The following is an 8,451-nucleotide window of genomic DNA, read 5'->3' as shown; positions in this document are numbered from 1 at the left end:
AGTGGACTTCCGAGACCGTATCGACGGTCGAGGCGCGCAGTACCGGGTCGGAAGACACGTATGAAGTGCTCGTCAATGGGAGCAGTATCGACCTTGCCTATGTCTATGTCCAAGTGGATGGAAAATGGAAGAACGCGGCGATTCATCTGGACCTGGAAGTCTCTGATGTGTCCGAGTTCCTGGCGGATACCGGCTCGGATTTCGGGTTGGCATGGTTCCAGGGCGTGGTGGGGGAGAAGCCCATCATGATGCAGCTCACAATAGCGGGCGCGGATGTTTCGGGCACGTACGCTTACGCGCACATCGGGGCGCCCATCGAAGTCAACGGCGTGACCGGCGAGGACGATTCGCTCGCGCTGACCGAATTCGCCGAGGGAAAGCGCACGGGCATGTTTGTTGGAGAACTGGACCTTGCCGGGGGTGCATGGTCGGGCAAATGGTTGAACACGGACGGCAGCCGCGAACTGCCCTTTGAGGTGCGCCGCATCGCGCTGCTCATCGAAGAGTACCGGTCGTCCGTATGGGGCGAAGAGAACCTGGAGGCCAATATCGCGACGCCGTTTTTCGTGGAGGGCGGCGCCGGCCATTCGGACGCGTTGAATGCCGCTATCCGCAACGTAGTGGAAGAGATCTGGGTGGGCGCGGTCAGCGACTGGACGTCATCGATAGCATACTATATGAGGGAGCAGCCCGAGAGCAGCCTTCGCCTGCCGCACACGCTCGACATCAGCCCCGCGGGCATCTACCACTACTCGCCGGCGCTGGTGAGCGCCGCGCTGACGGTGTATACCTTCACGGGCGGCGCGCACGGCATGTCGTGGACCCTGACGCAGAATCTGCGGCTGGAGGACGGCAAGACGGCGCCGCTGGCGCTTTCTGCGCTGTTCCGCGAAGATTCCGGCTATCTCCAGGCCATCTCAAACCACTGTATTGCAAGCTTGAAGAAGGAGGAGGCCAGCAACGTGGTGAATGGCAACATTACCGAATTCGCGGGGGAGGACCTATCCAGTTTCGTTATTTCGCGCGCGGGGCTGACGGTCTTCTTCGCTCCCTACGCCGTCGGCTGCTACGCGGAGGGTTCGTTTGAGGTCACGGTGCCGTTCGAGATCATTTCGCCGCTGTTGCGGCCCGACATCCTGGATGCGCTGGCCGCCGTTCCGGTGTCCGCGGAACCTGCGAAAGGCTGAACCAGTCTCCGGGCAATCATGAGCCGCTTTGGCGGCAGTATTGCTCGAATTCCGGCGTGGCGCGTTCTTCAAGCCCGCCGCCCGGCGCATGTAGTACCAGTAACACCGCCAAATGCCGCGTCGCGGCGAACGCAAACCCATCTTCAGGCCCGAGCACATTGATGCCGGTGGCGTAGGCGTCGGCCCACGCGCATTCGGGGTGCAGCACGGTGACGGACGCGAGCGCATGCCGGATTGGCGTGCCGGTTGCCGGGTTAATCGTGTGCGAATAGCGCTGCCCGTTTTTCTCGAAGAAGTTCCGGTAGTCGCCGGACGTCGCCATGGCCATGTCCCGCAGCGGTACGACGCGGCGCACGGCGCGAGTCGCGGGATCGGGTTCCTCAACGGCGATCTGCCAGGCGTGGGCGTCCGCTCGCGTGCCGCGGGTGCGGACTTCGCCGCCGACCTCGACCATGAATTGCCGCAGTCCTTCCTTGGCGAGCAGGTCCGCGACACGGTCCACGGCGTAACCCTTGGCCACCGCGGACAGGTCGCAGTAAACGTCAGGCCGGTCTTTCGTCAGCACGCCGTTTTCAAGATGCAGCTTCTCGAACCCGACGCGTTCGCGAAGTGCGGCGAGTTCCTGTTCCGTGGGCGGCGCGGCGGGCATATCGGGTCCGAAGCCCCAGGCGTTCACAAACGGGCCGACCGTCACGTCGAAGGCCCCCCCGGTCTGCCGGCTCGTCTCGATCGCGATTTCGAACACCCGCCGCAGATCGTTGGACAGGGCAAAGGGCGTCGCGCCATTGCTCTGGTTGAATCGGGAGAGTTCGGAATCCTCGACATAGGTGGAGAAGACGCGATTGAGTTCGGTGAGCAGTTCATCAACGGACTGTGCAAGCGGCGTGAGCCGTTCGCCGGGCAGGGCGTCACTGATCTTGATCGCGTAGGTCGTCCCCATGGTAACGCCCGTCAGGATCGTTTCCGCGGGTCCAACGACCGTACCGCAACGGCCCACAAGCAGGAATACAAGGAGCACGGCCGCGGCCGCGCTCCAGAAGATCCTGAATGTGAACCGTTTTTCAGCCGAAGTTGTCGAAGGCAATCATCTCATCCTCGACGCCGAGGTTGTGCAGCATGTTCAGACACGCATTGAGCATCATGGGCGGCCCGCAGATGTAGTATTCGATATCTTCCGGCGCGGGGTGTTCCTTCAAGTAGTTGTCGTACAGCACCTGATGGATGAATCCCGTGAGACCGGTCCAATTGTCTTCCGGCACTGGTTCCGACAGCGCCACGTGCCACTTGAAGTTCGGGCTTTCGGCCTGGATCGAATCGAAATCCTCGACGTAGAACATCTCGCGCAGGCTGCGCGCGCCGTACCAGTACGTGGCTTTCCGCTTTGTCTTCAGCCGCTTGAACTGGTCGAAGATGTGAGAACGCATGGGTGCCATGCCCGCGCCGCCGCCGATGAAGCACATTTCGCGGTCCGTGTCCTTCGCGAAAAATTCGCCGAAAGGCCCCGAGATAACCACTTCGTCGCCCGGCTTCCGGCTGAAGATGTAGGAAGACATGATGCCCGGTGGAATGCCCTGTGTGCGCGGCGGCGGTGTCGCGATGCGCACGTTCAGCATGATAATGCTCTTTTCCTCCGGGTAGTTGGCCATCGAGTAAGCGCGCGTGACCGTTTCGTCCGTGGCCGATTTCAGGTCCCATAGCTTGAACGCATCCCACGCGTCGCGGTATTGCGGCTCGATATCGAAATCCTTGTAGTGAATCGTGTGCGGCGGGCATTCGATCTGGATGTACCCGCCCGCGCGGAACGGCACTTCTTCGCCGGGCGGCAATTCGAGCACGAGTTCCTTGATAAACGTGGCCACATTGTGGTTCGAGCGGACCTTGCAGGTCCACTTGCGCACGTCGAACACTTCCGGCGGCAGCTCGATCTTGAGCGGCTGCTTCACCTTGACCTGGCAGGAGAGGCGCAGCCCGGCGCGGGCTTGGCCGCGGTTGATGTGCGCTTCTTCCGTGGGCAGGAGCGCGCCGCCGCCTTCCTTGACGGTGACCTTGCAGACGCCGCAGCTTCCCTTGCCGCCGCAGGCGGAAGGGATGAAGATTTTCTGATTGGCCAGGGTGCCCAGCAGGCTGCCGCCGACGGGGACCGTCAATGCCTTGTCCGCGTCGTCATTAATGAGAATGGAGACGGTGCCGCTGCTGACGAGCTTCGCTTTGGCGATCATCAGCATAATCACGAGGCTCAGCACCAAAATGGTGAACATCAACATGCCGAGTAGAACGATTTGCATAGGGCGTTCGCACTCCCCCGGTTTACAGTTGAATGCCAGAAAAGGCCATGAAACCCATCGCCATCAGTCCCGTCAGAATAAACGCCATCCCCAGGCCGCGCAGGGCCACCGGAACGTCGCTATACCGCATCTTTTCGCGAATCGCGGCCATGGCCGTGATCGCCAGCGCCCAGCCCACGCCCGAGCCGATGGCGAAGACCATGGCGTCGGCGAACTGGTAGTCGCGCTGCTCCATGAACAGGGCCGCGCCCAGAATCGCGCAGTTCACCGCGATGAGCGGCAGAAAGATACCAAGTGCGGCATAGAGTGTGGGCACGAACCGGTCCAGGGTCATCTCCACCAACTGCGTCATGGCCGCGATGGCGCCGATGTAAGCCAGAAAGCTCAGGAAACCCAGGTCCACGGTTTTCATGGCCGGATGCACCCAGGCCAGCGCGCCTTCCCGCAGCAGGTAGTTGAAAATGAGGTTGCTGATGGCGACGGCGACCACGAGCACGAAGATCACCGCGGTGCCGAGGCCCATTGCGGTTTCGACCTTCTTCGAGCATGCCATGAACGAGCACATCCCCAGAAAGAACGCCAGCGCCATGTTCTCGATGAAGATGGCCTTGATTCCCAGATTCAGAAAGTGTTCCAGCATGGCCTTATTCTTTCTCCATCTGCTCGGGCTTCCACGTGCGCATAGCCCAAATGAAGAACCCGATAATGAACAACGCCCCCGGCGCCATGAGCATCATGCCGTTCGGCACGTACCAGCCATACTGGTTCTCGCCCACCTTTTCCGTTACGAGCGGCAAGATGCTGTATCCGAGCAGTTTGCCGGAGCCCAGCAATTCGCGGATGACCCCCGCGCCGACGAGGATCATGCTGTAGCCGAGCCCGTTGCCGATGCCGTCGATGAAGCTTGCCCAGGGCGGGTTCTGCATGGCGTATGCTTCCGCGCGGCCCATGACGATGCAGTTCGTGATGATCAAGCCCACGAACACGGACAACTGCTTGCTGATCGCGGGCACAAAGGCTTTGAGCACCTGGTCCGTAATGATCACGAGTGAGGCGATGATGGTCAGTTGGATGATGATCCGAACGTTGGTCGGTATATAGTTCCGGATGATGCTCACGGCGAGGTTGGAGAAGCCCGTGACCACCGTAAGCGAGATGGCCATGACGATGGCCTTGTCTAGTTTCGTCGTGACGGCCAGCGCGGAACAGATGCCGAGCACCTGGAGCATGATCGGGTTGTTGTTGAAGACCGGGTCCAGCAATACGGCCCGTTCCTTCTTGCCGAATGCGAGGGGAAACGCCATGGCTGTCAACTCCCTTGTTGCTCGCGGAATTTCTTGAGGAACGGCCCGAACGCGTTATCGCCGAGCCAGAACGCCAGCAGATTGGTCACGCCGCGGCTGGTCAGCGTTGCGCCGGAGAGGCCGTCCACCTTATGCGGGTCGTCGCCGGCAGCGCCTTTGACGACGGTGATCGCCGGTTTGCCCTCTTTGTCGAAGGCCTGCTTATCCCGCCACTTCGCGGTCCAGACCGGGTTCTCGACTTCGCCGCCGAGCCCGGGCGTCTCGCCGTGTTCATAGAAGATGATGCCCTTGACCGTGGTCGTGTCGGCCGCCAGCGCCAGGTAGCCGTAAAGCATGGACCACAGGCCCTTGCCCTCGACCGGCAGGATTATCTCTTCCACCGCGCCGGCATCGTTCTTCACGAGATAGACCAGGGCGAGCTTGGGCACGCGCAGCACCTGGGCCGCATTCTCGGGCGCCGCCGCGCTCATGGCCGGGTCTTTCAGCGCGGCGCGCTGGTCGTACTTGGCCGGGTCCGCGTCGGCGCCTTCATAAAAGCCGCCGGTGCTGAAGTCCACCAGTCGTGGCTCGATGTACTTGGCGTACCGTTCCTGGATTTCGGTCCGGGACAGGCTCTCGTCTTCGCCGATCTTGCCTGCCACGGACAGCACCTTGGTCTGCCGATCGAGGATCTTGTTGGCTTCCTGACGCGGTTTGAGGCCGACCGCGGCGCCCGATACGAGGACCGAACAGATGCCGCAGACCACGCAGGAGAAGATGATGGTGTAGAGCGTGCCTTCACGCTGCATAACGGGCTGCCCTCCGTTTCACGTTCGCCTGTATCACGAAATAATCGATCAAGGGGGCAAACACATTCATTAAGAGAATGACCAGCATCACCGTTTCCGGATAGGCCGGATTGACGACACGCATCAGGATGATCAACACGCCGATCAAGGCGCCATAGACCCATTTCCCGGTGTGGGTGAACGGAGAAGAGACCGGGTCCGTGGCCATGAACACCGTTCCGAACGCCAGGCCGCCGATGACCAGGTGCCAGTGGAACGGCAGCGCGAAGGCAGGGTTCGTCTCGGACCCGATGGCGTTCAGGCCGAGCGAACACAGCACCGCGCCAACCAGGATGCCCGCCATGGTGCGCCAGGAACCCACGCCGGTGAGGACGAGCACGGCCGCACCGAAGATGCAGAAGAGCGCCGAGGTCTCGCCCATCGACCCGGGTTCGATGCCGATGAACGATTCGAGCCATGACAGCTTGCCGTCGGTCAGGTTCCAATCCAGGAGTCCGGACGGCGCGATGGAGGAAAGGCCGCTGTCCTTGATTACGGCCAGCGCGGTCGCGCCGCTGTAGCCGTCCACGGCAGTCCAGACCTTGTCGCCGCTGATCTGGGCCGGGTAGGCGAAGTAAAGGAAGGCGCGGGCCGTCAGCGCCGGATTAAGCAAGTTCATGCCGACGCCGCCGAAGATTTCCTTGCCGATGACAACACCGAAGGTGATGCCCACCGCGACCTGCCATAAGGGAATGGTAGGCGGGAGGACCAGCGGGAACAACAGGCTGGTTACGAGGAAGCCCTCGTTGATTTCATGTTTGCGCACGACGGCGAACAGCGTTTCCCAAGCGCCGCCGACCGCGAGCGTCACGATGTAGACGGGAAGGAAATACAACAAGCCGTGGAACAAGCACGCCAGAAAGCTGCCGGCATCGTAACCGAAGCCGAGCCCCTGCATGACCGCGTGCCGCCAGCCCTCCAGGTGGCCGATGGCTGCCGGGTCCAGCGTCATGTTCGCCTGCAGCCCCGTGTTGTACATGGCCATGACTGTGCAGGGAATCAGCGCGACCACGACGGTGATCATCAGCCGCTTCAGGTCGAGGCCGTCGCGGATATGAGACGCCGTCCGCGTGACGGTTCCCGGCGTGAAGGCAAACGTGTCGACCGCTTCCCAGAGCGGGTACAGCTTCTCGAGCTTGCCGCCTTTCTCGAAGAGTCTGGCGGGCTTATCCATCAATTTGCGTAAGACACTCATAAGCCGTCGCGTTTACCGCCTCCCATGGTTCGATAACACCTGAAATCTGCCCAGACTATCCCTCACGCTCGATGATTTCGAGGTTTCGACGGAGAATCGGGCCGTAGTCGAACTTGCAGGGGCACACGAACGTCGACAGGGCGACGTCTTCTTCATCCAGCTCGAGACAGCCCAGCATTTCCGCGCGCTCGATATCGTTCATGATTAAGGCGCGCAGGAGATAGGTCATTACCAGGTCGAGCGGAGTGACGCGCTCGTACAGCCCGACGGGCACCATGGCGCGTGGCGCGCCGTGCGCGGAACTGGTAAACGCGAACTCGCGCCCTCTGAACAGTCTCGATGCATACACATTCAAGACGGAGAAGATATCCGTGCCGGGGGCAAGCCAGCCCAGGAATTTGCGGTCGTGCTCCTCGCGAATGACGCTGACCTGCTGGTGAAAACGACCCAGATACCCGTGTATTTCGCCCATGGCGGCGCGTCCTGACAAGACCGACCCGGAAATGACCCGCTGTTCACCCCCCAGGAGTTCACCGCGCACGATTTCGTCGAGCCATGCGCCTGCGCGCGTCTTGAAATGGCGCGGTGACTTCACGCCTGGACCTGCCAACGAGATGAGCCGTTCCGCCGACAAGCGGCCCGTCCGGAACAGGGCGCCCATTGCGAGCACGTCCTGTAAGCCCACGAACCACACTGTCTTATGGCGATTTACGGGGTCGAGCAGATGAATATGCGTGCCGGCATTGCCCGCAGGATGGGACCCCTCGAAAGTCTCGATGTCCACGCCAAGATTCGCGGGGGGGCGGACCTTCGATTGCTGGGTCGTGCAATAGAACACCCGGCCTTCGGTCAGCTTTGCAACGACCAGGGAACCGACGCGCAGGTCCTCTTCGCGCCCCTCGGCCGCGAAATCGACGTTCGGAGCGAGCGGGTTGGTGTCCATCGCCGTGATAAAGACCGAATGAGGCACCGAATCGACCGCGGGCGTGCGGCTGAAAGGCCGGGTGCGGAGCGCCGCCCAAAGGCCGGACTCAATCAGCAGTGCCTTGACCTGGGCGCGGTCGAGCAGGGCCGGATCCTTGCCCGTATAGGACTCAAACGGGTGAAAATCGGCGTCCGTTGGCTGGTTGCGCCGTTCGGACTCGGAGAGCTCGATCACCACCGATTGCAGGGCCCGCCGCTCGCCGCGGTTGACGGCGAGTACCTGCCCGGCGCCAGGCGCCGTGAACAATACGCCCGGCCGCTTCTTGTCTTCGAACAAAGGCTGGCCGCGTCTAACCGCGCTGCCCGCCTGAACCAGCATGGTCGGCTTCATGCCGACATAATCATCCGCCATTAGGGCGACGCGGCTGACCGCGGGCGCGGGCTCCACTTTGGCGGCCGGTTTGCCGCTGATGGGGATATTCAACCCTTTCTTGAGAATGTTATGGCCCATGTGTAGTCCCCAGGCGATGGTGTATTGGCGGAATATTTCTGCGGAAGGTGTCCGCTTGCGTTACCTACTTAACGTTAGTTAGTCAAAACGCTCTCCTTATACCGGAAAAGCGTCTGGTTGGGACCGAATCATGCCACAACTCCAAAGGCAATTCAAGAAGCGTGCATGAAGCGCGTGCGAAGAACGCCGCTCACGTTGCCCAGGGCGAGGAGGAAGAA

At 61.5% G+C, this 8,451-nt stretch carries 8 protein-coding genes; 1 reads left to right on the top strand and 7 read right to left on the bottom strand.

Translation table 11 applies throughout. The annotated features are described in order from the left end of the window. Positions 1-1,187, top strand: a 1,187-nt coding sequence (locus KA184_15470; GenBank protein ID MBP8130977.1) for a DUF3298 domain-containing protein, incomplete at its 5' end; no start/stop codon positions are given. A gap of 16 nt (positions 1,188-1,203) precedes the next feature. Here KA184_15470 and KA184_15465 read toward each other — a convergent pair. The 7 genes from KA184_15465 to KA184_15435 are packed head-to-tail and all read right to left on the bottom strand — an operon-like array spanning position 1,204 to position 8,233. Beyond that, positions 1,204-2,205 carry an FAD:protein FMN transferase gene (locus KA184_15465; protein MBP8130976.1) on the bottom strand — a complete coding sequence of 334 codons (1,002 nt, stop codon included), beginning with the start codon at positions 2,203-2,205 and terminating at the stop codon, positions 1,204-1,206. 43 nt (positions 2,206-2,248) lie between these two features. Next, positions 2,249-3,472, bottom strand: a complete 1,224-nt coding sequence (gene nqrF / locus KA184_15460) for an NADH:ubiquinone reductase (Na(+)-transporting) subunit F (protein MBP8130975.1) — start codon at positions 3,470-3,472, stop codon at positions 2,249-2,251. A 22-nt stretch (positions 3,473-3,494) separates the two neighbouring features. Continuing rightward, positions 3,495-4,109: an NADH:ubiquinone reductase (Na(+)-transporting) subunit E gene (nqrE, locus tag KA184_15455; protein ID MBP8130974.1), complete on the bottom strand. Its 615-nt coding sequence runs from the start codon at positions 4,107-4,109 to the stop codon at positions 3,495-3,497. Between the two features lie 7 nt (positions 4,110-4,116). Further along, complete coding sequence (locus KA184_15450) at positions 4,117-4,776, bottom strand: NADH:ubiquinone reductase (Na(+)-transporting) subunit D (GenBank protein ID MBP8130973.1); 660 nt, start codon at positions 4,774-4,776, stop codon at positions 4,117-4,119. Positions 4,777-4,781: 5 nt separating this feature from the next. Continuing rightward, on the bottom strand, positions 4,782-5,564 hold the full coding sequence (locus tag KA184_15445; protein MBP8130972.1) for a Na(+)-translocating NADH-quinone reductase subunit C: 783 nt from the start codon (positions 5,562-5,564) through the stop codon (positions 4,782-4,784). Continuing rightward, positions 5,554-6,798, bottom strand: a complete 1,245-nt coding sequence (locus KA184_15440) for an NADH:ubiquinone reductase (Na(+)-transporting) subunit B (GenBank protein ID MBP8130971.1) — start codon at positions 6,796-6,798, stop codon at positions 5,554-5,556. The genes KA184_15445 and KA184_15440 overlap by 11 nt, the downstream gene beginning before the upstream one ends. Positions 6,799-6,853: 55 nt before the next feature. After that, positions 6,854-8,233, bottom strand: a complete 1,380-nt coding sequence (locus tag KA184_15435) for a Na(+)-translocating NADH-quinone reductase subunit A (GenBank protein MBP8130970.1) — start codon at positions 8,231-8,233, stop codon at positions 6,854-6,856. Positions 8,234-8,451 lie beyond the last annotated feature (218 nt).

This window comes from Candidatus Hydrogenedentota bacterium, from assembly GCA_018005585.1.
Classification (GTDB): Bacteria; Hydrogenedentota; Hydrogenedentia; order Hydrogenedentales; family JAGMZX01; genus JAGMZX01.
This window is presented reverse-complemented; position numbering and strand designations above follow the sequence as displayed.